Annotated in this window: 21 protein-coding genes; 6 read left to right on the forward strand and 15 right to left on the reverse strand. The window is 41.7% G+C overall.

What is annotated here, in order from left to right; translation table 11 throughout:
- Positions 1–127: 127 nt before the first annotated feature.
- From D8797_RS03230 to D8797_RS03260, 6 genes are all read right to left on the reverse strand, one after another.
- Positions 128–1,288, reverse strand: a complete 1,161-nt coding sequence (locus D8797_RS03230; RefSeq protein WP_125379246.1) for an ABC transporter permease subunit — start codon at positions 1,286–1,288, stop codon at positions 128–130.
- Positions 1,285–2,148, reverse strand: a complete 864-nt coding sequence (locus D8797_RS03235) for an ABC transporter ATP-binding protein (protein WP_125379247.1) — start codon at positions 2,146–2,148, stop codon at positions 1,285–1,287. The genes D8797_RS03230 and D8797_RS03235 overlap by 4 nt, the downstream gene beginning before the upstream one ends.
- Before the next feature lie 1,091 nt (positions 2,149–3,239).
- Positions 3,240–4,574 carry a sensor histidine kinase gene (locus tag D8797_RS10145; RefSeq protein ID WP_142999728.1) on the reverse strand — a complete coding sequence of 445 codons (1,335 nt, stop codon included), beginning with the start codon at positions 4,572–4,574 and terminating at the stop codon, positions 3,240–3,242.
- A 32-nt stretch (positions 4,575–4,606) separates the two neighbouring features.
- Positions 4,607–5,338 (reverse strand): response regulator transcription factor, encoded by a 732-nt coding sequence (locus D8797_RS03250; protein WP_125379249.1) that lies wholly within the window; start codon positions 5,336–5,338, stop codon positions 4,607–4,609.
- Between the two features lies 1 nt (position 5,339).
- Positions 5,340–5,681, reverse strand: coding sequence for a LytTR family DNA-binding domain-containing protein (locus D8797_RS03255; RefSeq protein ID WP_125379250.1), 342 nt, complete (start codon positions 5,679–5,681; stop codon positions 5,340–5,342).
- Between the two features lie 183 nt (positions 5,682–5,864).
- Complete coding sequence (locus D8797_RS03260; protein ID WP_125379251.1) at positions 5,865–6,437, reverse strand: TetR/AcrR family transcriptional regulator; 573 nt, start codon at positions 6,435–6,437, stop codon at positions 5,865–5,867.
- Between the two features lie 126 nt (positions 6,438–6,563).
- Between D8797_RS03260 and D8797_RS03265 the strand changes: the two genes are divergently transcribed.
- Both D8797_RS03265 and D8797_RS03270 read left to right on the forward strand, forming a co-directional pair.
- Positions 6,564–7,406, forward strand: a complete 843-nt coding sequence (locus tag D8797_RS03265) for a DegV family protein (protein WP_125379252.1) — start codon at positions 6,564–6,566, stop codon at positions 7,404–7,406.
- Positions 7,407–7,496: 90 nt separating this feature from the next.
- On the forward strand, positions 7,497–8,273 hold the full coding sequence (locus tag D8797_RS03270; protein WP_125379253.1) for an XRE family transcriptional regulator: 777 nt from the start codon (positions 7,497–7,499) through the stop codon (positions 8,271–8,273).
- Between the two features lie 17 nt (positions 8,274–8,290).
- Here D8797_RS03270 and D8797_RS03275 read toward each other — a convergent pair whose 3' ends face one another.
- The 6 genes from D8797_RS03275 to D8797_RS03300 form a co-directional block, all read right to left on the reverse strand.
- The gene (locus tag D8797_RS03275; protein ID WP_125379254.1) at positions 8,291–8,773 is read right to left on the reverse strand and encodes a hypothetical protein; all 483 of its coding nucleotides are present in this window, start codon (positions 8,771–8,773) and stop codon (positions 8,291–8,293) included.
- A 64-nt stretch (positions 8,774–8,837) separates the two neighbouring features.
- Positions 8,838–9,320, reverse strand: a complete 483-nt coding sequence (locus tag D8797_RS03280; RefSeq protein WP_125379255.1) for a hypothetical protein — start codon at positions 9,318–9,320, stop codon at positions 8,838–8,840.
- Positions 9,313–9,858, reverse strand: coding sequence for a DUF1697 domain-containing protein (locus D8797_RS03285; protein ID WP_125379256.1), 546 nt, complete (start codon positions 9,856–9,858; stop codon positions 9,313–9,315). The genes D8797_RS03280 and D8797_RS03285 overlap by 8 nt, the downstream gene beginning before the upstream one ends.
- Positions 9,859–9,893: 35 nt before the next feature.
- The gene (locus tag D8797_RS03290) at positions 9,894–10,391 is read right to left on the reverse strand and encodes a GNAT family N-acetyltransferase (protein ID WP_125379257.1); all 498 of its coding nucleotides are present in this window, start codon (positions 10,389–10,391) and stop codon (positions 9,894–9,896) included.
- 22 nt (positions 10,392–10,413) lie between these two features.
- Positions 10,414–12,402: an excinuclease ABC subunit UvrB gene (gene uvrB / locus D8797_RS03295; protein WP_125379258.1), complete on the reverse strand. Its 1,989-nt coding sequence runs from the start codon at positions 12,400–12,402 to the stop codon at positions 10,414–10,416.
- Between the two features lie 159 nt (positions 12,403–12,561).
- Complete coding sequence (locus D8797_RS03300) at positions 12,562–13,488, reverse strand: CPBP family intramembrane glutamic endopeptidase (protein WP_125379259.1); 927 nt, start codon at positions 13,486–13,488, stop codon at positions 12,562–12,564.
- 166 nt (positions 13,489–13,654) lie between these two features.
- On the opposite strand from D8797_RS03300, the gene D8797_RS03305 reads away from it, so the two are divergent.
- The 4 genes from D8797_RS03305 (at position 13,655) to D8797_RS03320 (ending at position 19,092) form a co-directional block, all read left to right on the forward strand.
- A complete protein-coding gene (locus tag D8797_RS03305; RefSeq protein ID WP_125379260.1) occupies positions 13,655–15,829 on the forward strand; it encodes an ABC transporter substrate-binding protein/permease in 2,175 nt (724 codons plus the stop codon).
- Positions 15,829–16,569, forward strand: coding sequence for an amino acid ABC transporter ATP-binding protein (locus D8797_RS03310; RefSeq protein WP_005590533.1), 741 nt, complete (start codon positions 15,829–15,831; stop codon positions 16,567–16,569). The genes D8797_RS03305 and D8797_RS03310 overlap by 1 nt, the downstream gene beginning before the upstream one ends.
- Positions 16,570–16,938: 369 nt before the next feature.
- Positions 16,939–18,480, forward strand: a complete 1,542-nt coding sequence (locus D8797_RS03315) for an ATP-binding cassette domain-containing protein (RefSeq protein WP_125379261.1) — start codon at positions 16,939–16,941, stop codon at positions 18,478–18,480.
- 246 nt (positions 18,481–18,726) lie between these two features.
- Complete coding sequence (locus D8797_RS03320) at positions 18,727–19,092, forward strand: hypothetical protein (RefSeq protein ID WP_125379262.1); 366 nt, start codon at positions 18,727–18,729, stop codon at positions 19,090–19,092.
- Positions 19,093–19,441: 349 nt separating this feature from the next.
- Here D8797_RS03320 and D8797_RS03330 read toward each other — a convergent pair whose 3' ends face one another.
- The 3 genes from D8797_RS03330 to D8797_RS03340 all read right to left on the reverse strand — a co-directional run bounded on the left by D8797_RS03330 (position 19,442) and on the right by D8797_RS03340 (position 24,206).
- Positions 19,442–21,190 carry an ABC transporter ATP-binding protein gene (locus D8797_RS03330; protein WP_125379263.1) on the reverse strand — a complete coding sequence of 583 codons (1,749 nt, stop codon included), beginning with the start codon at positions 21,188–21,190 and terminating at the stop codon, positions 19,442–19,444.
- Positions 21,180–22,922: an ABC transporter ATP-binding protein gene (locus D8797_RS03335; RefSeq protein WP_125379264.1), complete on the reverse strand. Its 1,743-nt coding sequence runs from the start codon at positions 22,920–22,922 to the stop codon at positions 21,180–21,182. The genes D8797_RS03330 and D8797_RS03335 overlap by 11 nt, the downstream gene beginning before the upstream one ends.
- 96 nt (positions 22,923–23,018) lie before the next feature.
- On the reverse strand, positions 23,019–24,206 hold the full coding sequence (locus D8797_RS03340) for an MFS transporter (protein ID WP_125379265.1): 1,188 nt from the start codon (positions 24,204–24,206) through the stop codon (positions 23,019–23,021).
- Between the last annotated feature and the right edge of the window lie 20 nt (positions 24,207–24,226).

Below are 24,226 nucleotides of genomic sequence, written 5' to 3' on the forward strand. Positions count from 1 at the left end.
AGATATAAGCAGAGAAATTTTAAAAAACAAATTTTTTTCCATATTAGTGACCTCTTTTTTCCTTGTATATTCCATCAAAAAAGCGGAACTGCTTTTCTAAAATACAATTAAATAGACAACAGTTAGTTTAAAGTCCTCTTTTTCGGATGATTCGATAAGTCATCAGACAGCAGAGGAGCATGAGAGAGAGCCGGATAATGATCACGCTGACACCATTTGCAGTAAAATCATTGAAGAAAAATCCTTTGCTATTGGAAAGTTTCAATAAGATTCCTTCCGTTCCATCAGTTGAAATTGAAAAAATAGTTAGTATCTTATTCATCAGACCATCTCTGAAGATATTCATCAAAAATTCTGGAGCCAAGAACATCCCTACAGAACTTGCAAATGTTGCTAGCGGCGACTTTGTCAAACTAGATATGAGAACCATCACCCCAAGAATAAAGAGTAAACCAACAAACTGGAATAGAATAAGGCGAATCAACAATTCTAAGAGATTCATATGGACAGGAAATTGCAAAATATTATAAATGGTCGAAATCCATTCCAAATTCATCTGGACACTGGTATCCCAACCACTCCAACCAAAGTAGGTTCCAAACACCAGCAAAACAAGGCTATTAACAAGGACAAATGTTAAAGTAGCAATTCCAAAAACAGATACAATTTTTGCAATCGTTAACTGATTGCGACCATATTTAGTTGTCAAAAGTAATGAATCCATCTTTCTTGCTCGATCACCTGAGAAAACAGAGCAGCAAATATAGATCACAAATACCACCATTAAACTAAAAGCAGCATTTAAGGTATTAAATAACTTATGCCAAGGTGCAAAATTTCCCAGTTTTAAAGTTTTTAAAGGAAAATGAGACTGCAGCTCTTCTTGCGACTTGAGACTAATCTGGTCATAATGTAAGACATCATTAGATTTATAGGTATCTGTTAAAATTTCTTGAGAATTGGGGACGAGGCGATCAATAGCATACCAGGAAAACATATCATACAAATCATTCTGTTTGAAATAGGGCATATTCGCTGCATAGTCATTAATTATTTTATCCATTAACTCATCAGATAAATAACCAGTATGCTCTTCAGCAATCTTTTGTTTGATCACAACCGCTTGTTTTCCATGTATTCGATCAGCTGAAGATCCGCTAATCTGACCATCATTAAAAAAATTTGCATAAAACAATCCAGCTAAAACCAGTATAATAGCCAGTACTGCACCTAAAACTGACTTCTTTTTTAATAATTTTTTCAATTCAAAAGGAACTAATTCTATCATCCATTTACCTCCTCTCTAAAGTAATAAATATACAAATCTTCCAGACTCGGAATCACCCCTTGCGCCCCTTGGACAGGACTATCACTGCTAATAACCCGTAAGACGATACCGCCTGGTTCTATCCGCTCATTCACAATTACATAATCCCTTGCAAAACGCTGCCACTCACGCTCGGAAACACGAAATTCCCAAACTTGCCCATCGATAAGCGAAAGAAGTTCCTTAGCACTACCTCTCTCCACAAAATTTCCATCTTTTAGGATTAGGATTTCCTTAGCTATCGCTTCTACGTCCGATACGATATGGGTAGATAAGAGAATGATTTTATCAGCCGATAGCTCACTGATAATATTTCTGAATTTCACCCTTTCCTTGGGATCCAGGCCCACGGTCGGCTCATCTAAAATCAATATTTTGGGATTATTGAGCAGTGCCTGCGCAATGCCAAGTCTTTGCTTCATACCACCCGAATAGGAAGCAATCTTCTTTTTCCGAACATCGTATAATCCAGTAAGTTGCAAAAACTTATCGCTCTCTACCCTGGCTTGTTTCCTCGTCATTCCCTTAAGAGCAGCCATATATAAAAGGAAATCGAGCCCCGTAAAGTTATGATAATAAGAAAAATCTTGAGGCAAGAATCCGATATACTGGATATACTCTTCTACATGCGAGGCGCCATCAAACTTCATCCTTCCTTGGCTCGGCTTTATGAGATCACAAATGATATTCATCAAGGTCGTCTTACCTGTACCATTTGCCCCAAGCAAACCATAAACTCCCTCAGTAAATTCACAGGAAATATCTTTGAGCACAGACTTAGAGCCATAGCTCTTGCTAATGCCTATCATTTCTAACTTCATAGATGCCCTCCATTCCAAAAAGCGCCATTAGAGATAGCAAATCACCTTTTTCCCAAAATTACAAACGACGATTATACTGTTATTATAACATAAATTTTTGATTAAAAATTTTTTTAATAGACTTCAACCATTTGTAAAGTCAATCTTAATCTGCTTAGATTATAGCGCACTTTCTTCAAATAACAAGCCGAAAATCATAAACAGTCTGTATTTTATCCTAAATGGTCATTTGAAGAAAAGAACACAGCACTTGCTAGAAGCAAATGCTGTTTTTACTAAAATAATAAAATTTAAATTACAAAGAGCATAAGAAAGAATTGACCAGCAGGATATTCCGTATCGTCTTCTTGGAAAAATGCTATAAGAAATATTCTTAGAAAACATCACGAAAAAGTAAGACAGAGAGAGTATAGCGATATACCGCTCAATTTTAGCAAATCTAATTTGTTTTATGTTTTCTATTAACCATCTTGGCATATTTTATTCCCCAAATAAGTAGAATAAGTAAGATAAATAATAAAATAGTGGATATCAGAGCAATTAATTTTTGAAAGTCATCACTAATCGTTATCAGTCTGTAAGAACTAAATATAAACAGAGCCAAAGTCAAAATAGTAAAGAAAATTTGGTTTGATAAGATGTCGGAACTACTTTCTTTTTTTATTTGGTTCATAAAATAAAGATTCAACACAAGATTGCTCACAAGTATCAAATAAAAACAAATCTGGACTAGAAGCGATGCTTTAAAAACCTGGTTGCTTAAAATCATAATGAATAAAGCCAGGCTAGGAAGCTGGGCAGTTAAAAATCGCATTAGATATGTATTGCTATATAATTTCTTCATTTCTTGTCACTCCTAACAATTAAATAACAAAAAAACCAGACAACACTTTGAGTTTACGTTATATTTGTCTCTAAACAAGGCATTTCTCTTAGTGCCTTCGTATTCTTAAACCCTATATTAATTATAGCACTTTTAAACAGGTGTGGCACTAAAAATCTTAAATTGTCTTTTTAACTCATAAACAGTTCTTGTTACTCTCATTGAGTTAAATCAAGTGGCAAATCTAATCATTCGCAATCTAATAAATTCATTTTATCTCCAACTCTTGTCTAAAAGAGTGATCATGACTAATGGTACGCAGAGAAACATTGGGATAGTGGCTGATAATATTTTGAACATTGGAGAGACCAAGCCCTCTATTTTCTCCTTTAGTGCTAAAGCCCTTTTTAAAAATAGTATCGGAATAGATAGAAAACTCTTTTATTGTATTCTCAACAATAAATATCTGTCTATTTTCCTGCTCCAAAAAGGCAAAAGAAACCACTGGATGACTAGTCTCCACTGCTGCTTCCATAGCATTATCAGCCAATATGGAAACAATCGTGATAAAATCGAGCAACTCCATTCCTTGAGGTTTGATTTCTTGAGGAACTTCCAAGCCAATTTCTATTCCCTTGCTCTGAGCTTCTAAAAATTTTGCTGACAAGACGCTCTTGAGAGCATCATTGTGGATATTGGACAGACGACCCAAATCATATTTAGATTGGTTGAGCGCTTGACCTGAGTCTTTAAGAACTTGGTTATAAATCTGCTCGATGGCTGATAAATCGTGCGTATCAATTCCTAACTTCAGACTCCTTAAAATATTGATGTAATCATGCCGAAAACTTCGCAACTCATTATAAAGTTCTTCAATATGCTGGCTGTAATCGGACATATTTCTCAATTGTAACTCTCTTTGTTCACTTAACTGCTGTTGAATTCGCTCTCGCAAATTACGGTCTAGGATATTTACCGAACTGAGAAAGAGAATGATATAAACTATCACAATTAATTTTCTATATGGCAAATTAACTGCATTATGAGTTATTTCTAAATAAGAGAAAAATTGTACAAGTACAATATAAAAAATCATGGATATATTAAGGAAAATGACTAGGTGTTTATCAGCCTCATTTAATCTAAATTCTCTTAACCGCTTAAATTTATAATGTAGTAAACTTGGGATCCATAACGATAGTAAACTAGCTACAAAAGCCGTAATATTTAAAATAAGCTGTTCTTCATTTATTAGTTGGTTATATTCCAAACCGAAAATAGGAATAACAAAAAAAGTTAATATACGATATAGAAGATTCCAAAGAACAACTGGGAAAAGACCATAAAAGATAGATAACGTTATAGGAATAGAATTCTGTCTAGTTAATAATAAAGAAAAAGTTAAAAAATAAACTGGAAGATCTAAGTAAGTTAAAAAAGTTTCACTAAATAAGACAAAAAGTAGAAGATTAAAAAATATATAAATAAAAGGTATTAAGACGTACTTAATCCACGTCAACTTAATTCCACTGATACGTGAAAATAAGAAAGACAGAGCTATCATTTCGAAAACAAGTAAAACAACTTGTATTATTCTTGGCATAATTCCTCTCCCACTTCTATCTTAGTACTTCCCTACTGCCTTAAAGCTGTCCGTAATCCTTTCATCTTGAGGCGTGATACATAGCAACTAGCGCCATTAGGGAAATAGGCTATGTTTTCTATCTTATCCAGCTGAGAGATATTCGCTGGATTGACCACATAAGAGCGATGGCAGCGATAGAGTCGCTTGTCCTGCTTTGTAATCTCAGAAAGCTGTCCGTAAAATTCGATCCGCTCTTTCTTGGTATAGAGAACTAGTCTATGAGGCACTTCTGATGTCTCAAAATAATAGATTTCATTAAAAGGCACCTGAAAATCCGACTTGGAATTTTCAAAGAGAAAAGTTTCCTCAGCTTGAAAGCTGTCCTTTCTCTCGTAAAGATAGGCCAGATCCTGCTCAATCTGCTTGATAAAATCCTCCTCAGGCAATCCTTTGTCAATAAAGTCAAAAGCTGATACCTGATAACGAAAAGTCAAGGGCATAAATTCTGAGTGAGTCGTCACAAATACAATCAGAGCATAGGGATCCAACTTGCGAATCTTTCCTGCCACCTCTAGTCCCTTCTGCGTCTCTTGCTTAATCTCAATATCCAAAAAGAAAATCTGATGGCTCCCCCGTTCCCTTACTGCATCAATCAGCAGGTCCGGCTTGCCATAGATTTCTAAAAACTGGCATTCCCAGCCGTTCTTTTCCAAAATTCCCTGAATGGTTGACTCCATATAGGCTTGTTGCTTAAGATCGTCTTCTAATACAAAAATTTTCATCTTATTTTCTTCCTTCCTGACACCAGCGCTTGATAAGACTGGATAAATGACGCCTTGAGCAGACAATGTCTCCTAAGTCAGACTGCTCAAAGAACAAGCTTTTACTCTCTCTGTCAAATCCTTGAATCTTGGCTAAATTGACCAGTGTTTGACGATTACAGTGAACCAGCGCATCAGGATAGAGCTTAGCCAGCGCAGTCAGAGAAGCCCTAAGGCTGTAATTGCCTTTTCCAGTGACGATAAGGACGATGTGCGGCTTTTGAGGATGGGACTGGATATAGTAAATTGTTGAAAGATCCAGCTTTCGAAGAGTACTGCCGTCTTTGATTATGATAGTAGCCATTTGTCTACCTCCTTTGCTCTAGCATAGCACAGGTCGCATAGCAAATGACTCCCAAATCCTAAATGGTAGCTGAGAAGTCTTAAATGGTCTCAGAAACACTAAGTAAAAACTTACTTGTTAGGTAAGTTTTTATGATCTATTATTTCAGTCTGATGTATTGGTGCCAAACAGTTGTACAAACTCTTACTTTTTCTTTTTCTGTGGAAAAAGCGGCATGCCCAAAGCAGCAATCTTTTCAGCTGGCACCTTCATGCCTTCTTTGATCCATTTTGAAAGCACTGAAACAACCGCAGAACTCCAGAATGAATTCATATAAGAATTGGTTGTCTTCTTCCCACCTTTGCTACGCTTTTCAAGGAAATCAAAGACCGCCTGCGTCAGCAACTTTTCAAAATTATAGTCAATTGCCAGACTAATGACACGCGCTTCCTTCTTGGCTTCCTTAAAAAGAAAAAGCCAAATCTGGTACATTTCTGTCTTGAAATTAAACTGCTCCAGCTTGTCGACAATTCCCTGAACGGTATTTTTGAAAATTCCCTCTAGAATTTCTTCTTTGGAGCTATAGTTACGATAAAAGGCTGCGCGCGAAACCCCAGCTCGCTCGACTAATTCAGAGATGGTAATCTTTTTCAAATCTTTCTTCTCTAACAGTTGCATTAGAGAAATTTCCAAGGATTCCTTTGTAATTCGATTAGATTCTTGATTATAAGTTTTTAAATTTGCAAGGGATTTTTCTGATATTTTCTTTTCCGCCATAACAATTTCTTTCTTCCTGTATCAGCTGAGAATTAAGGCTTTATATCAAAGCATCTTCATGTTATAATTGTAAGAAAAGACATGTTTTTTGTCAATGTAGAGAACTGATAGAGCAGGAGAAAATGAATGACTTGGAAAATTGTTGCCGATTCCGGCTGTGACTACCGTGAGATTACAGATCTGGCCAACCAGACAAGGTTTGAGAGTGTGCCGCTGACCATTCAGATTGATCATGAAATTTTTGTGGATAATGCGCACCTTGATATTGATGGCATGATGGAAAAAATGTATGCTACTTCAAGTGCTTCAAAATCGGCCTGCCCAAGCCCTGATGACTACCTTAAAAGCTTTGAAGGGGCTGAAAATATTTTTGTCGTGACAATTACGGGCTCTCTTTCTGGTAGCCACAATAGCGCCCAGCTAGCCAAAAAGCTCTTCTTAGAAGAAAACGCAACAGCAAATATCCATGTTATTGACAGTCTTTCGGCTGGTGGCGAAGTTGATTTGATTGTCAGAAAATTGAACGACCTCATCAAAGAAGGACTTTCTTTCGAGCAAGTCGTGGAAGCCATTACCCACTACCAAAAAAACACAAAGCTTCTCTTTGTCCTGGCTAAGGTAGATAATCTGGTCAAAAATGGTCGTCTCAGCAAGCTAATCGGTGCGGTTGTCGGCCTCCTCAATATTCGCATGGTCGGCGAAGCCAGCTATACTGGTACTCTGGAGCTTCTCCAAAAAGCTAGAGGGGCTAAAAAGGCTCTGTCTGCTGCTGTCGATGAAGTTCTGAAAGCTGGATATAAGGGCGGCCGCATTATCATTGCTCACCGCAATAACGAGAAATTTTGCCAGCAATTTTCGGAAGTTATCAAGGAAAAATTCCCAGCTGCCGACATTTCATTCCTACCAACTTCTGGACTTTGCAGCTTTTACGCAGAAGAAGGCGGCCTCTTGATGGGCTACGAAATTTAATCCTCTCCTTTTGAGCTGAATATCTGTATTCAGCTCTTTACTTTTTCGATTTAATTCGTTAAAATAGAAGAAAGAAAAGGAGTGAATATCATGGCCAGAGGACGCGGTGTCGCTAGCCCCCAGGATAAGGAGGCAATGCGGCTCATTTCTAAGAAAATTAAAACTTTATTGAAGCAAAAGCAAATCAAACAAATTGAACTTTCCCGAGGAACAGGAATTCCAGCCAGCACTCTTACTGGCTATATCAAAGGAAATTCCCTGCCTGTCCTCGAAAATATGCAAAAGATTGCAGACTTCTTTGATATGGATGTTCAAGAGCTGGATCCTCGCTATTTATCAGTTCATAGCCCTACACCATTTTCGCTAGAGTTCGCAGATATTTTTCAATCTCTAGACCAACCTCGCAAGCAGGCTGTGACAGACTTTGCTAAAAAAGAGCTAGAAAATCAAACGACTGAGGAGAGATTAAAAGATAATTATTTTCCTTACAAGGTCTATGAAAGCTTCCAGACTTTCTTGAACAAGCCCGAACAAGCTGACATCGTCTGGTTAGACAAAGAGCTTGACTATGATATTGCCCTCTGGATTCGGACAGACTCGCTGGAACCCAAGTATCCGCAAGGGTCTGTAGCTCTCATCAAGAATACACATTTTGAATTTGCTGGCGCTATCTATGCCATTGATTACGACGGACAAACCATTTTGAAAAGAGTTTTCAACGATCCAACTGGCATTCGCCTCATCTCTCTCAATAAGAAATACAGCGACAAATTCATACCGCATCAAGAAGAACCCAAGGTCATCGGCCGTGTCATGGCTGCCTTTATGCCCTTAGATTTATCAGAACAAACACAAAAGCCACTTTAGTACATAAAGCGGCTTTTCTATTTTTTCTTACTTCCTTTGCTTGCAATCATGATGATCGCTGCTATCAGAAAGAAAGTAAGATAAGTGGCAATCGGGAACCAGACATAGCGATGATCCAAAGCAGGCAATGGTAATAAAATAGTTCTATTACGGCGGCTCTTCACTCCAAAGTAATGAAATAAAAGAGCTAGAGGATTTATATAAAGGAGAGGATTGACTAAGTCTTTCAAAGAAGTGACCCTCTTTGCACTATTTTCACGGAGAATAGAACCATAGGCATAGTACAGTAAAACAAGAATATTTATAAACAAAGGAAAAACATAATTACCCTTTAAATATGTAGGGAGGAAGGGGATTTGAAAAACTAGGATGGCCGTAATCATTGCAAAAAGCATAAGGACGGAGAAATCCAATACCCAAGCTAGAAAACCATGGAGCTTGAGCCATATATTCACTTTATCTAGCCACATCCACTCATTCCTATTTTTATTCACATCCATATACCTCCCTCTACTAGCTTGTTTGAACGGGCTTTGGAGCTAGATTCCATTGACAAGACCTGCATCAATCAATATAGCGAACACGATTGACCTTGGTTTTCATGATATAGGGATTGACTAAATCATGGTATTCATCATATTCCCCAAATAAAAAGCCTTTTCGTAAAATAACTTCACTCCCCTCTATCCCGTAGTCCATATTAATCGGGACAGAATTTTCTGATTTGACTATAGAGAAATGAAAGAAAATTGTAAACCATATAAAAAGTGCAAGAGGTACACTCAGGATCCCCCAGATGAGGTGGAACCAGCGAAACTCTCTCTTTTTCAAAAAGAGAAACCATAGGTGACAAAATACGACCACTGACAGAAGAAAAAGCCAATTGTTCCACAGAAAGGGCGTAAAGGCCAAGCCAAACGGACTCAAGCTAAAATGTAGCAAGACAAAGATAAATAACAAGAGATAGAGCACTAGCCAAATAACTTTAGAAAACTTCCAGCGCTTCGCTTTTTCTTCCCTTGTATCTTCCAAATGTAGCTCACTCATTTCCAACCAACTCCACAATCTTCTGGAAAGTCTTGCCGTTTCGGATAGTCAGTTGCTTGTAAAAACTAGATTTGAGCAGTTTTTTATGGTAGTTGGACTTGAGATAGTCCGCTTGGTCAGCATTGCTATAAAAGAAAGCCGTCTGCCCAAAATGCAGCTGCTCCTTGTCATTCGCCCAGCTGCCTGCCAGCTCTTGAACACTCTCCCTGTCTGTATCGGGCAGATAAAAGAGAACATCTCGCCGAAAGGCTGTTTCATCCTGCCACCAAGTAGGCAGATTTGCTGTTTCTTTTTCAAGCATAGCAGAGCTGACAAGGACGAAAGGCAGAGGAAAATCATAAGACTGACTAAAATAATCCGTCAAAATCTCCCGAATCCTCTCCTCCCGCTCCTCGCTATCAAAGAAAAGATTGCCGCTATTGATGTAGGAAACTGGATTTTCAAAACCCAACCCAGCCAAATCTTTCTTCAAATCAGCCATAACGACCTTGTTTTTTCCGCCAACATTGATGCCGCGGAGTAAAAGTGCATAACGCATGTGTGCTCCTTAAAAATATACCTATTATTTTCAGACTAACTGTTCGAGTTTCTCATGTAAATCATCCGTTTTTCTTTCACGGCTTTTCCTAAGTCAATGACCTTTTCCTCGCCGTCAAAAACAAAACCCATTTTTCCATAGAAAGCGATGGCACGTTTGTTATCTTCTAACACCCATAATAAAATCTCTGGATAACTATCCAAGGCAGCAAATGCAGCCTGCATGAGCTGATGTCCTACACCCTTGCCATAATAATCTTTTAAGACATACAAAGCGATAATTTCACCCGCTATCGTAGCTGGATCTCGAAAATCACCGTAGCTAACAAAACCGACCACTTTAGCATCATCCAAGGCGATCAAGGTATTTTCAGGATACTTTTGACTATAAAATCGGCACTTATCCAAGGTCATTTGCTCTTGAAATTCCGCAGGCAAAATCTCATCATAAGCTTCTCGCCATGTCTGCCAATGAACTCTGGATTTCCCTTCTATCTCCTCAGCTGTTTCCATTGTTTTGATAGTGATGACCATTTGTTTTTCTCCTTGATATCCCTCAATCCATCGCCTTTATTTCCAGAATCATATCGCGAATCTGCGCGGCTAGTTCGAAGTCGAGGAGTCCGGCAGCTTCTTGCATCTGTCCTTCTAGTTTCTTAATCATCTCCTTGCGCTCTTGCTTATTGAGGCTTTCGATTTCGACTGTTTCTTCCTTGTCTGGCAGGGCAGCCTTGGTCACACTGATTAGATCGCGGATTTCTTTCTTGATAGTCTGCGGTACAATGCCGTATTTTTCATTGTAAGCCATCTGGATTGCCCGACGGCGGGCAGTTTCATCGATAGCGCGCTGCATGGACTGGGTCATGGTGTCCGCATACATAATCACATGCCCCTCGCTGTTGCGGGCTGCCCGTCCAATAGTCTGGATAAGGCCACGCTCGTTGCGTAGGAAGCCTTCCTTGTCCGCATCAAGAATGGCGACTAGACTAACCTCAGGTACGTCAATTCCCTCGCGTAATAGATTAATCCCGACCAAAACGTCAAAGACACCTAAGCGCAGGTCTCGGATAATCTCAGTCCGCTCCAAGGTCTTGATGTCCGAGTGCATGTACTTGACCTTGACACCCATTTCCTTGAAGTAGTCCGTCAAATCTTCCGCCATCTTCTTGGTCAGGGTTGTAATAAAGGTACGTTCGTTCTTCTCGACACGAGCATTGATTTCACCCAAAAGATCATCAATCTGCCCCATGGTTGGACGGACTTCCACTTCTGGATCCAGAAGCCCTGTCGGCCGGATAATCTGCTCAATGACTGTATCCGTCTGTTCATTTTCATAGTCGCCCGGCGTAGCCGATACATAGACAATCTGGTGAACATGGCTCTCGAACTCCTCCCGACGCAGCGGGCGGTTATCCAAGGCAGATGGCAGGCGGAAACCATAATTAACCAGCATTTCCTTGCGAGAGCGGTCGCCATTGTACATGCCCCGAATCTGTCCCATGGTCATGTGACTCTCGTCAATCATAATCAAGAAATCATCAGGGAAAAAGTCCAGAAGGGTATAAGGCGGCTCTCCTTCGCTTCGACCATCCATGTGACGAGAATAGTTTTCAACGCCGTTTGTATAGCCCATTTCACGTAGCATTTCGATATCGTACTCCGTGCGCTGCTTCAAGCGTTGAGCTTCCAGAAGCTTTCCTTCCTTTTCAAAGATAGCAAGCTGCTCCTCCAGCTCGGCCTGAATCTTGGCAATGGCTACTTCCATATGATCTTCATTGGTCACGAAGTGAGTGGCTGGGAAGATGGCCAAATGGTCCACCTCACCCAAGACTCGTCCTGTCAAGGCTTCGACCTCACGAATCCGGTCAATCTCATCTCCGAAAAACTCTACCCGAAAGGCATGCTCATCACGAGAAGCTGGGAAAATCTCCACTACATCACCACGAACCCGGAATTTTCCCCGCTGAAAGTCAATATCATTGCGCTCAAACTGGATATCTACCAAATCATTGAGCAGCTTATCGCGGGAAATCTCTAGTCCAGGACGTAGGCTTACCACGCTATCGGAGTATTCCTTAGGCGAACCCAGACCGTAGATACACGAGACCGAAGCCACGACAATCACGTCGTTTCGCTCCAAGAGAGCAGAAGTCGCCGAGTGACGGAGCTTATCAATTTCGTCATTGACCGAGCTATCCTTTTCGATATAAGTATCACTGGAAGGCACATAGGCCTCAGGCTGGTAGTAATCATAGTAGGAAACGAAGTATTCCACCGCGTTATTGGGGAAGAATTCCTTGAACTCACCATAGAGCTGGCCGGCCAGCGTTTTATTATGGGCAATAACCAGAGTCGGCTTGTTGACCCGAGCGATAACCTGACTCATGGTATAGGTCTTACCAGTACCCGTCGCTCCCATGAGAATCTGGGCTTTCTCGCCTCCCTCGATATTATCCACCAGCTGTTCAATAGCTTGAGGCTGGTCACCTGAAGGCTCATACTTAGACACCAATTCAAATTTATTATCTGTTATTCTGTTAATCATCTTTTATTCCTTAAATTGTGCTTCTATCATTTTACCATATTTGACACATTTTCTCTGGGTTTGGCTCTGGTTTAGTAGCTACATCTCTAAGAATGGCTAGTCTTGCATTCTGATCATTCATTCACATCAAAAATCGCCCAGTTAAGCTGAGCGATTTCATTATTTCTTAAAGTTCAGCGCCTGAGGCAGGCGATTTTCTTTCTTGAGTGACCAGTAGAGATAGGCAATGCAGCCAATCAAGACTATACTGGCAAAAATAGATCCTTCAGCACCAAAAGCTCCACCGGACAGCAAATCCACAGAAGATTGTGAGCTATAGTTCAAGATTGAGGTAGATGCTCCTTGGCCACTGACCTGAATACCATAGATATTTCCTTGCACAAAATTCCAAGCGCCATGCATACCAGCCAGCACCCACATATTGTCATACGTGAGCATAAGGAAACAAGCAAAGATACCGTCTAGTATGATATTGACAATAGAAAGAACGGTCACACCAGGGTTAAAGAGGTGCAGAGCCCCGAATAGAGCACTAGAAATCAAGATACCAATGAAGATATTTGACTTAGCACTAACTGCTGGAAAGAGCCAACCACGCGTCACTAGCTCTTCTGTCCCACCTTGGAGAATCCAGAAAGGAATGATAGCTAGGACAAAAATCAAAGACTGCAAATTCACCTGACCAAATTTCAGACTGCCTGTCCCCGTTACCAAGAGCAAGACAACAATCAGTGAAAACTGAACGGCTCCAATAAGGAAGCCTCTGCCCAGTTCTTTCAGCCATCCTTCCTTAAAGAAACCCAGGCTGGAGAAAGCTCTCTTTTCTCGAAACTTGACCCACAGAAAAACAAGTAAGGCCATAAAGAAAAAACTACCCAGCTGAAAAAAGATATAATAATGCCCGAACACTTCCATAAGTGTAGCCCCGTCAGCTATCGGATTTACCATGGCAAGCACAGTTCCAATGATGATCCCTACAAAGATTTCTCCTACGTGGATAAAGCCAATGGAGATCAGAACTGCTAACCAAATAGGAGGAATGTAGCGCGACAGCTTCACATTATCTAACATGCGTGATTTAAACATAGAAATCTCCTTTCATCATTTATTTATTATAACATATTTTATCATAATAGTATAATAGGTAATATTCATCGTTATGTCAGAAAATATAACATCGAAACAGAAAATATTTGCCTTTCTTAAATTTTTCTGATATAATCAAAAAATATTCAACTAAAGGAGAGAAAATATGAAGAAAAAAATCATAGCTTTTCTGCTAGCGTTATTCCCTATCCTTGCACTAGGGACAACAACTCACGCAGATACCATCAAAATCGTATCTGACACGGCTTATGCCCCATTTGAATTTAAAGATTCCGATCAAACCTATAAAGGGATTGATGTAGATATTATCAATAAAGTTGCTGAAATCAAAGGCTGGGCATATGAAATGTCCTTCCCTGGCTTTGACGCTGCTGTCAATGCCGTTCAATCAGGACAGGCCGATGCTATTATGGCTGGTATGACCAAGACTGCTGAACGGGAAAAAGTCTTTACCATGTCTGATACATATTATGACACAAAAGTTGTCATCGCAACGACCAAGGCTAATACAGTAAAATCTTACGATCAACTTAAAGGAAAGACAGTCGGAGTCAAAAATGGTACAGCCGCACAACGTTTCCTTGAAAAAATCAAGGACAAATACGGCTTTACTATCAAAACATTTGATACAGGCGACCTTATGTATAACAGCCTAACAGCTGGAGCCGTTGATGCAGCTATGGATGACCAACCCGTTATCGAGTATGCAATCAGCCAAGGACAAGATCTGAAAATCTCAATGAAGGGTGAGGCCGTTGGTAGCTTCGCATTTGGTGTCAAAAAAGGCAGCAAATACGAACATCTAGTGACTGAGTTTAACGAAGCATTGGCTCAGATGAAAAAAGATGGTACCTTGAAAGACATCATCACCAAGTGGACTGCCACTTCTGGCACTTCAACCAACTCAGCAGTACCAGAGACGACAACCAAGTCTGGACAAAAAGCCACTCCAGTCAAAGCCAAATATACGATTGCCAGTGACTCATCCTTTGCTCCTTTCGTTTTCCAAAATGATAGCAACCAATACACTGGTATTGACATGGACTTGATCAAAGCCATTGCCGAAGACCAAGGTTTTACACTTGAAATTTCTAACCCTGGTTTTGACGCTGCCATCAATGCCGTTCAATCTGGACAGGCTGACGGGATGATTGCGGGGATGTCTGTGACAGAGGCCCGCAAAGAAACCTTTAATTTCTCTGAACCATACTACACTGCTAACTCTATCCTTGCGGTGACAGAGTCAAGCACTATTAGCTCCTATGAAGACTTGAAAGGAAAGACCGTCGGAGTCAAAAACGGTACGGCCTCTCAAACCTTCCTCGTCGAAAATCAAAGCAAATACGGCTACAAAATCAAAACTTTTTCAGACGGTTCTTCTATGTATGATAGTCTGAACTCTGGCTCTGTCGCTGCTATTATGGACGATGAGCCTGTTGTCAAATATGCCATCAATCAAGGCAAAAAAATGAAAACGCCAATCGAAGGAACCCCTAGTGGTGAAGTTGCTTTTGCAGTAAAAGCAGGCACCAACCCTGAACTCATCGAGATGTTCAATAATGGTTTGGCTAATCTAAAAGCGAATGGTAAATATCAAGAAATTCTTGATAAATATCTCTCAGCTGAGAAGGATAATTCCACAACCGTTGATGAAACAACTATCTGGGGACTTCTCCAAAACAACTACAAACAACTGTTAAGCGGACTTGGAATTACCATTGCTTTAGCACTGATCTCCTTTGCGATTGCCATGGTGATCGGGATTATCTTTGGGATGTTCAGCGTCAGCCCTATCAAAGCGCTTCGCATCATTTCAGAAATTTTTGTTGACGTTATTCGTGGTATTCCACTTATGATTCTGGCTGCCTTCATCTTCTGGGGAATTCCAAACCTCATTGAATCTATGACTGGTCAGCAAAGTCCGATTAACGACTTCGTTGCAGGAACAATTGCTCTGTCACTCAATGCTGGTGCTTATATCGCTGAAATTGTTCGCGGAGGGATTCAAGCCGTTCCGGTCGGACAGATGGAAGCTAGCCGAAGTCTGGGGATCTCGTATGGAAAGACCATGCGCAAGATTATCCTGCCTCAAGCAACCAAGATCATGCTACCAAACTTTGTCAACCAGTTCGTCATCGCTCTCAAGGATACAACTATCGTATCAGCTATCGGACTTGTTGAGCTCTTCCAAACAGGTAAAATCATCATTGCCCGTAACTATCAAAGCTTCAAGATGTATGCTATCCTAGCAGTGCTTTACTTGGTCATCATCACACTCTTAACAAGATTGGCTAAACGCTTAGAAAAGAGGATTCACTAATGGCTAAATTAAAAATTGATGTTAATGATTTACATAAATACTATGGGGAAAATGAAGTCCTAAAAGGGATTAGTGCTAAGTTTTATGAGGGAGATGTTGTTTGCATCATCGGTCCTTCTGGATCAGGTAAATCAACTTTCCTACGCAGCCTGAACCTACTTGAAGAAGTAACTAGCGGAACCATTACTGTCAACGGTTATGACTTGACAGATAAGGCTACAAATGTAGACCATGTTCGTGAAGATATCGGAATGGTCTTCCAGCACTTCAACCTCTTCCCACACATGACTGTCCTGCAAAATATCACCTTTGCTCCTGTTGAGCACAAGCGAATGAGCCAAGCTGATGCAGACAAACTTGGTATGGAGCTCTTGGAGAAGGTTGGGCTGGCAGACAAGGCTGATGCAAAACCAGATAGCCTGTCAGGAGGACAAAAACAGCGGGTGGCCATCGCTCGAGGATTGGCTATGAACCCAGACATCATGCTCTTTGACGAGCCGACTTCTGCTCTCGACCCTGAAATGGTTGGTGACGTTCTCAACGTTATGAAAGATCTGGCTCAGCAGGGCATGACCATGCTGATTGTGACTCACGAAATGGGCTTTGCTCGTCAGGTTGCTAATCGCGTTATCTTCACTGCTGACGGTGAATTCCTAGAAGACGGCAAACCAGATCAAATCTTCGATAACCCTCAGCATCCACGTCTCAAGGACTTCTTAGATAAGGTGCTCAACGTATAAATATGACGAATCCTGAAAGTAATCTTTCAGGATTTTTATTGACTTATGCTGCCCTTTTTGCTAGACTAAGGGTAGAATGATTTCGGAGGTACACGGAGACATGAAAAATTAAGTCTATTTTTTAAAGGAAACTTTATTTAGTAGATTTTGTCATGTTTCTGCATATCCGCGGGACTTTCGTTTTTTTGTGTTTTCAAGCATCTATGGCTTATCTTTAGATTAATCCTGTCGCTCCTATGACAGTGCAAGATGAGAGCCTAGAAACGAATGATCCTACTTGGACACTCCAGTGTCTTCTTTGTGCAATCTCAACAGCTCTGCTAAATAAAGCAGGGCTGTATTTTGTATTATAAAACGAAGGAGACATCTATGCTGCAAATAAGAAATCTAACCATTACCCACCTAAAAGACCTGAAGGAGTTAGTCAAAGATTTGTCACTGACAGTCAATCAAGGAGACAAGGTCGCTATTATCGGTGAGGAGGGCAATGGCAAGTCCACCCTGCTCAAGCTCCTGCTAGACGAGCGACTGGTCAACTCCTATGTCAGCTACAGCGGACAGATTGATAAGTCCTATACTGCTGCTGTCTACCTGCCCCAGCAGCTGCCTTCAGAGGATGCCCAACTGACGCTCAATGATTATTTCTTTGCTGATTTTGAGACTAAGCTGGACTATGCCAAGCTCTACCGCTATGCTGGAGAGCTTAACTTTGACAGCCAGCGCTTTGCCAGTCAGCAGCAGCTCGCTACCCTATCTGGAGGAGAAACACTCAAGGTCCAGCTCATCAAAAAACTAGCCAGTGATTGGGACATTCTCTTTCTTGACGAGCCCTCTAATGACCTCGATCTTGAAACTTTGACTTGGCTGGAAAACTTTATCAGCCACAGCCAGAGAACAGTTCTTTTCGTCTCTCACGACGAACACTTTCTCGCTCAAGCCGCGACCAAGATTGTTCATCTGGAGCGAATCAAAAAGAAGCAGGAGGCTAGAACCAGCGTCAAAAGTCTGGACTACGAAAATTACCGCCACCAGCGTCAGGAGGCCTTTGAAAAACAAGGTCAATTGGCACGGAAAGAGCGGGAAGAACACGCCAAGACCATGGAAAAACACCGACGGGTTAAGCAAAATGTTGAGAATGCCTTGAGAAATACCAAAAATGATGTCCAAGGCCGACTACTAGCCAAGAAGATGAAAAACGTTCTTTCGCAGGGCAAACGATTTGAAAAGGTAGGCGCTGAAATGACCGAAATCCCAACACAGGAAGATGCTATCAGCCTTCACTTCTCAGACATAGAAGCTCTGCCATTGACCAAAAGAATCCTAAAATTAGAAGGAATGAAACTAGAAGCAGATGGACGACAACTAGCGGAGAACCTAACTCTGGAGGTCTGCGGTCAGGAAAAAATAGGACTGATTGGTGCTAATGGTGCAGGCAAATCTACTCTGCTTAAGGAAATATGGAAGGCCCTGCGTGAGCGAACAGACATGCGAGTAGGCTACATGCCCCAACATTATGGAGACTTGCTGGATGACGAAAGCTCTCCCTTGGACTTTCTGGCTCCCTCTGGCGACAAGGCTCAGGAGGAGAAAATTCTGACCCATCTAGCCAGTCTCCAGTTCACGCGCGATGAGGCCCGCCACCCGATTGGGCAGCTTTCCGGCGGTCAAAAAGCCAAGCTCCTCCTGCTCAAACTTGTCCTAGACCGCCCCAATGTCCTCCTTCTGGACGAGCCAACCCGCAACTTCTCTCCCACCTCTCAGCCTCAGGTTCGCCAGCTTTTGGCGACCTATCCCGGCGCTATCATCGCTGTCTCCCATGACCGAATCTTTCTCAAAGAAGTCTGCCAAGAGATTTATCGATTGACAGAGACAGGGTTGGAAGAGGTGGAACTAAACCTATCCTTGAACTAGAATCTATGAGTAAATGACTCTTATATTATTTTTAAAATCACTTATTTATTTAAGTTTCTTTCCTTGCATTTTTTAAAAAAAGAAGTACAATATTAATGGAAGGACTATCGCTTAACTAGAGATAGAAAGGAAAAAATTAGGAAACTATATTTCTCTGGCTTAATGCGTCAGAACTAACCGATTTATCTTTTCGCATTTTTGGTTAATACTAAGCAAAACAAAATTTTACTGATAAGGAGACTCAGCATGCTTAAGAAAGTCACTACATGTGCTTTTATCATTACTCTAATTTCTTCTGTCCTTATCGGAAGTAATATTATATTTGCAAATGATAAAGGCGAGGATATCCAAGCGAAACCACCAACTTTAGAGATAATGGTAAAACAAGCTTCTAAAGATCCTACTCTCTTGGAAATATTAAATCAATTTTCAGACCAGGATACTATCATTGCCTATCCTGAAAACATGGGTGGCGGTTTTTCTGTTAAACCTGCAGATAGTAGCGAACCTCTAGTCGGAGAAATTCTTGATACTAAAGGCAACAAAGTCCTTTATAGAGACGCTCAATCTGTCACCATTGCCCAAGTAAAAGAAGCGATTCAAAACAAGTAGTACACTAAATTTATCTTTTATAAATATAGAGGCTGGGACAAAAGTCCTAGCCTCTATATTGTCTTTGGATTGTCGAGCAAGACGCAGTGGTTGAGTGGGCTCTACTAGGCTGATTTCATCAGCTTTTACAGCCCTACTCAACTGTGCAGAGGTGGGACGACGAAATCGAATTCTAACGAATTACCGATTTCTGTCCCACTCTCATTTGACTCTCCAATTCTTATTAATGATTCGTCTTACTTTTCTATACAAAGAAATTATCTTATATGGTTTAAAAATCTTACAAAGATCAGCTATAGGAAAGATATTTACAGTCCTCATCTGAAAAGGTTAATTGAATTTTTCAAAATCAACTATCAATCGTACTTTGCGCCGTCTGCATTTGGTAATAAACACCTTTGGCTGCCATGAGCTCTCGGTGGCTGCCATGCTCAACGATATTACCATCTACCATGACGAGGATGATGTCAGCATTTTGAATAGTAGACAGGCGGTGAGCGATGATAAAGCTAGTACGCCCCACCATGAGCTTGCTGAAAGCCTCCTGAATCAAAACTTCTGTCCGGGTATCGATGGAGGAAGTCGCCTCGTCCAAGATTAGGATTTTAGGAACAGCCAGGAAGACGCGCGCGATGGTTAAGAGCTGCCGCTGACCTTGAGAAAGGGAGTCCCCAGCATCTGCCAGATAGGTATCATACCCCTGAGGCAGCTGCTGGATAAAGAAATGAGCATTGGCCGCCTTGGCAGCTGCAATGACCTCTTCTCGGCTAGCATCTGGCCGGCCAAAAGCTATGTTGTCATGTATGGTCGCCGTCTTGAGCCAAGTCTCTTGCAGTACCATACCAAACTGCTGACGATAAGAGGCTCTGGTGTAATGACTGATGGGAGTACCGTCTAGCGAAATAAGACCACTGTCTACATTGTAAAAGCGCATGAGGAGATTGATCAGGGTTGACTTGCCAGCACCAGTTGGCCCGACAATGGCGACCTTGCTAGCTGCTGGAATCCTTATATTCAAATCCTGAATCAGCTCTTTTCCAGGCTCATAGCCAAAAGCCACATGCTCAAAGCTAATCTGTCCTCTGACATCTTCAGACTGGAGGATTTCCTGACCAGACTCTGCTATTTCTTCTTGGTCCAAAACGCTGTAAATCCTCTCCGCACAAGCTAAAGCGCTCTGCAATTCTGACATGACTGACGATATATCGTTGAAAGGCTTGGTGTACTGGTTGACGTAGTTGAGAAAGGTTACCAGCTGCCCAACCGTAAAACCTGTTCCCTGAATGATTCGAACAGCCCCAAAACCCACAATCAAAGCATAAATCAGGGCATTGATAAAACGAGTCGAAGGATTGACCGTTGAAGAATAGAAAATGGCCGCCTGAGAATAATCTGCATAGGTTTGATTACTGCGAGTAAAAGCTGTATCAAACTGCTCCTGAGCATTAAATGCCTGAATCAGACTTTCCTGGGTCAAACTTTCCTCAATCAGCTGGGTCTGTGCCCCTCTCGCCTGCGTCTGCCGTTGGAAAAAGATAAAACTCTTTCTAGCAATAAAGCGAGCTAAGAAGAGAGAAAGAGGCGTCAAAAGCAGCACCAAAAGCAGGAGAAAAAAGTCCAATCTGGCCATGCTAATGATAGTGACTAAGATGGTTAGCAAACCCACAAAAAATTGATTAAAAACCATAAGCAGGCCATTGCTAAGCTGCTCCAAGTCAGTCGTCACCCGACTAACTAAGTCGCCAGTTCCCTGCCGATCCAGATAAGCCAAAGGCAGATAGTGCACTTTCTTGATAACCCCCTGTCGGAGCTGCTGACTGTAGCGATAGACCAGCTGATTATAGAGCAAGGGATTGAGCCATTGAATCAGCGTATTGGCTAAGATGACCAACAACATCTGGCCTAAAATCGGCATCAAATGCTGCTCTGTTTGAGGGAGAAGAACGCTATCAACCGCATTCCCGATTAAAACTGGGAGAAGAACAGTCAGAGCCACTTGAGCCACCGTTCCCAGACTAGCTAGGAGAAAGAGCCAGCGCGCCTGCAGCAAATCTCGAGTCAAACGCCTCAAGCTGCTAGGTGATGTCTTATGCTTCATGCTTGTCCTCCTCTCCTTGACTATGCTGCGAGTTATGGATTTCTCGGTAAATGGCAGAGCTGACCAATAGTTCCTCATGGCGACCAAGAGCCACCTGTTCTCCCTTATCCAGCACTAAGATTTGATCCGCTGAGCGCAAGCTATTGGTCCGCTGAGAGATCAAGACCAGACTGGTCTCTGTCAATTCATTCTTAATAGCCTGCAAGAGTCTAGCCTCTGTCAGATAGTCCAGAGCAGAGGTTGCATCATCTAAAACCAAGAAAGGCGCCCTCCGCAAGACAGCTCTGGCGATGGTTAAACGCTGACGCTGACCGCCAGAAAAATTCCGGCCAAAGGCCTCTACAGTCGCATCCAATCCACCTTCCTTCTGAGAGACAAAGTCTGCCGCCTGAGCAATCTCTAAAGCCTGCCACAAGTCTTCGTCTGTTGGCTTGCTTGACAATCCTAAAGTCAGATTGGAGCGAACGGTTCCTTGGAAAAGCTCCGCCTTCTGAGGCACCAGACTGATCCAAGACCGCCATTCTCTGAGATTTTTAGGACTGCATCCTTGGGAAAAGATGGTCAACTGACCAGCAGCCACAGGATAGAGATGAGCCAGCAGCTGAACCAGAGTAGACTTCCCTGAACCTGTCCCGCCGATAACACCTAAAGTCTGGCCGTTTTTCAAATCAAAAGTCAGACCAGTCAAGGCTGGACTAGCTGCATTTGGATAAGAAAAACTAACCTGCTGGACTTTAATGGCTTGATTTGGCAGAGCTGTTTCCTGCACTAATTCCTGCAGGACATCTTCTTCTGCTTGCTCGAAGACCTGATTGATGCGCCCTGCACTGATATAGCTTTGATTGAGAGAATTGACCAGCATAGCCAGCTTGAGCAATTCCACCAAAATTTGCAATAAATAATTAACCAAGGCCACTAGCATCCCTTGGGTCAGCAACCCTTTGCCAATAAAAGCATTTCCCTGCCAAATCACAGCAATCAGAGTACCATTGACTGTAAGAAAGGTCAGAGGACTAATCAGACTAGCTAGAGCTCCCGTCCTGATTTGCCAGGTTTTATAGAGCTCGTTGCGATTGCGAAAGGTTTGAACCTCGCGCTGGGTCTGACCGAAAGCTCGTATAACCCGCATACCCTGCAGTTGCTCACGAGTCAGATTGACCAGTTGGTCTGTCAGCTGACGAATCTTAGCATAGAGAGGATTCATCAGACGAGACATGAAAACGATAATAGCCGTTAAAATTGCCACCATGAGCAAGAACCACAAGGTAATGACCGGACTGATAGTAAAGGCCATGATGATGGAACCAAAAACGATGATAGGCGCCCGCAGAAAGAGACGAAGAAATTGATTGATTCCCGTCTGGATCTGATAGGTGTCGCTCGTCAGCCGAGTCACCAAGCTAGAAGTCGTCAGCTCATCCCGACTAGCCTTAGGCAAGCGCAGAATTTTTTTATAGAGGTCGCTTGTCATCTGGCGAGTAAAGCCCACTGCCGCCTTTGACGAATAATATTGGGCTACGACTGCTACCACCACTCCCAACGCAGCCAAGCCCATCAAAAGAAAAACCATCCAGTAGAGATGGGAGCTGTCGCGTCTAGGAATGGTCTCGTCCACAATCCCAGCAATCAAAATCGGAACCAAGAGTTCAAAACTAGCTTCCAAAAGCTTGAACAAAGGCCCCAGCAAAGACTCCCTGATATAGCCTTTGAAATATCTCAATAAATCTTTCATACTGCCTACTTCTCCATTAAACTGTTTCTATTTTATCATAATTTTCAAAGGGAAAAAAATATTCTCCTTCTGACCAGCAGAAAGAGAACATTGATATTAGACTTCTTGTAAGTTTTGGCTTATTTTCTTTAGAACCATATGCAAAAACGGTGTCGCTGCTAATAAGAAGCCGCCCAAAACTATAAATGTCCAATCGAAGCCAAGATTATCAATCAACCAACCCGTCATAGGGAAGATGACAATCATACTAAGGCTGAACATCATAGAATAAACACTGAGCATGGTCGCCCGCACTTCACTTGGCAGCTGCTTTTGTAAATCATTGTCAAAAATTGGCTGGAAAAGAGCATACAAGGCGTTGCTGATTAGGTAAATCAAAATATAGATGATTGGCGTTCCAAAATAGGACAGCAGGTAGCTTGCTCCAGTTAAAAGAACTACTGAAGGAAAGAGTTTTAAGGCAGAAAATTTCTTTCCAATCATACTCGCCAGATAAACTGCTAAGATATTCAAAACACTGCCAATCAGCATGACCGCCGAAATTTGCCAAGATTTTAAGTCAGGCAATTGATTTTGGTAGTAAAAATAAAACATGCACATGAGGGTTCCGATAATTTGCGACAGAATCATCCAGATAAAAAGGCTGGGATTTCTCTGCAACTCCTCTTTGACAACCCAGATAATCTTTTTCATGGTCAGACGCTCCGCTTTCTCTGCCTTGACACTTGGCTCCTTCAACATCCAAGTCAAGAAAAGAACGATGATAGAGGTGCCAATCATGATATAGTAGGTCAGATGCAATTGTCCATGGACAAAAAATCCAGCCCAGACTGTTCCCAAAGACCGGGTCGCTTCAGCCACTCCAGACATAAAACTGGAGATGGACAAGTAACGTTCCTTGAGTCCAGCCTCTACAGAAGAATCATAGACCATGGCTGCGCTTGTCCCCGAATCAAAATTATAGGACCAAGCACTGATCATCATAGCCAGTGCATAGACCCAAAAGTTCCCCTGCCCCGCCAACATGAGAACAGAAGACACAATCCCAGCTATCCGGCTTAGATACAGATTGGTCTTGTAGGAAAAGCGATCTGCCAGCATCCCAGAAGGAATTTCACAAATAACGCTAGTCGCATGAAAGATACTTTCTAAAAGTCCAATCTGCCAGAGGGACATGCCATTTTGACTTAGAAATAAAATCCAAAAACTGGTAATGCCTAGAAAGGCAAAAAATTCTACTCCGGCCATCAGACCGATATTTTTCCGATAACTTCTTTTAAACATATTTTCTCCTTTAACAAGTG

Origin of the sequence: Streptococcus cristatus, from assembly GCF_003944225.1 — a bacterium.
Classification (GTDB): Bacteria; Bacillota; Bacilli; order Lactobacillales; family Streptococcaceae; genus Streptococcus; species Streptococcus cristatus_K.

Excerpts from the sequence above, each read along its gene's own strand:
- D8797_RS03290 (WP_125379257.1), bottom strand. The coding sequence starts at position 10,391 with ATGGTCATCACTATCAAAACAATGGAAACAGCTGAGGAGATAGAAGGG.
- D8797_RS10145 (WP_142999728.1), bottom strand. The coding sequence starts at position 4,574 with ATGCCAAGAATAATACAAGTTGTTTTACTTGTTTTCGAAATGATAGCT.
- D8797_RS03235 (WP_125379247.1), bottom strand. The coding sequence starts at position 2,148 with ATGAAGTTAGAAATGATAGGCATTAGCAAGAGCTATGGCTCTAAGTCT.
- D8797_RS03260 (WP_125379251.1), bottom strand. The coding sequence starts at position 6,437 with ATGGCGGAAAAGAAAATATCAGAAAAATCCCTTGCAAATTTAAAAACT.
- D8797_RS03250 (WP_125379249.1), bottom strand. The coding sequence starts at position 5,338 with ATGAAAATTTTTGTATTAGAAGACGATCTTAAGCAACAAGCCTATATG.
- D8797_RS03300 (WP_125379259.1), bottom strand. The coding sequence starts at position 13,488 with ATGTTTAAATCACGCATGTTAGATAATGTGAAGCTGTCGCGCTACATT.
- uvrB (WP_125379258.1), bottom strand. The coding sequence starts at position 12,402 with ATGATTAACAGAATAACAGATAATAAATTTGAATTGGTGTCTAAGTAT.
- D8797_RS03275 (WP_125379254.1), bottom strand. The coding sequence starts at position 8,773 with ATGGATGTGAATAAAAATAGGAATGAGTGGATGTGGCTAGATAAAGTG.
- D8797_RS03280 (WP_125379255.1), bottom strand. The coding sequence starts at position 9,320 with ATGAGTGAGCTACATTTGGAAGATACAAGGGAAGAAAAAGCGAAGCGC.
- D8797_RS03265 (WP_125379252.1), top strand. The coding sequence starts at position 6,564 with ATGACTTGGAAAATTGTTGCCGATTCCGGCTGTGACTACCGTGAGATT.
- D8797_RS03270 (WP_125379253.1), top strand. The coding sequence starts at position 7,497 with ATGGCCAGAGGACGCGGTGTCGCTAGCCCCCAGGATAAGGAGGCAATG.
- D8797_RS03320 (WP_125379262.1), top strand. The coding sequence starts at position 18,727 with ATGCTTAAGAAAGTCACTACATGTGCTTTTATCATTACTCTAATTTCT.
- D8797_RS03335 (WP_125379264.1), bottom strand. The coding sequence starts at position 22,922 with ATGAAAGATTTATTGAGATATTTCAAAGGCTATATCAGGGAGTCTTTG.
- D8797_RS03255 (WP_125379250.1), bottom strand. The coding sequence starts at position 5,681 with ATGGCTACTATCATAATCAAAGACGGCAGTACTCTTCGAAAGCTGGAT.
- D8797_RS03230 (WP_125379246.1), bottom strand. The coding sequence starts at position 1,288 with ATGATAGAATTAGTTCCTTTTGAATTGAAAAAATTATTAAAAAAGAAG.
- D8797_RS03305 (WP_125379260.1), top strand. The coding sequence starts at position 13,655 with ATGAAGAAAAAAATCATAGCTTTTCTGCTAGCGTTATTCCCTATCCTT.
- D8797_RS03285 (WP_125379256.1), bottom strand. The coding sequence starts at position 9,858 with ATGCGTTATGCACTTTTACTCCGCGGCATCAATGTTGGCGGAAAAAAC.
- D8797_RS03330 (WP_125379263.1), bottom strand. The coding sequence starts at position 21,190 with ATGAAGCATAAGACATCACCTAGCAGCTTGAGGCGTTTGACTCGAGAT.
- D8797_RS03315 (WP_125379261.1), top strand. The coding sequence starts at position 16,939 with ATGCTGCAAATAAGAAATCTAACCATTACCCACCTAAAAGACCTGAAG.
- D8797_RS03340 (WP_125379265.1), bottom strand. The coding sequence starts at position 24,206 with ATGTTTAAAAGAAGTTATCGGAAAAATATCGGTCTGATGGCCGGAGTA.
- D8797_RS03310 (WP_005590533.1), top strand. The coding sequence starts at position 15,829 with ATGGCTAAATTAAAAATTGATGTTAATGATTTACATAAATACTATGGG.